At 46.9% G+C, this 292-nt stretch carries 1 pseudogene; it reads right to left on the bottom strand.

The features are described 5' to 3' along the window. Positions 1 to 77: 77 nt before the first annotated feature. Positions 78 to 292 (bottom strand): annotated as a pseudogene (locus PZH32_RS13580) (hypothetical protein); the annotation flags it as partial.

Genomic DNA, 292 nt, shown 5'->3' with positions numbered 1-292 from the left:
GTTCTATTTTCCTACTTGAATTATTGTTTAATTATTCGTGAAAATTGGTGCGATAGATAATATTCTGTGGTGGATTCCTACCGATACTTCTCAACATGATCTACAACAGCCCCGATTCGACCGTCCTTCACCCGGACCGTGATCCGTTTTCCGGCTTCCGCCTGTTCCACATTCTCCAGACGTTTTCCATCCCCGTCCGTGATAAATCCGAATCCGCCGCTGATCTTCTTTAACGGGGACAGTCCCCACAGACGTTCACTCTTCACCGCAAGATTTCTCTTATCAGCCGCAA

Source organism: Adlercreutzia equolifaciens (assembly GCF_029076695.1).
GTDB lineage: Bacteria > Actinomycetota > Coriobacteriia > Coriobacteriales > Eggerthellaceae > Adlercreutzia > Adlercreutzia equolifaciens_A.
This window is presented reverse-complemented; position numbering and strand designations above follow the sequence as displayed.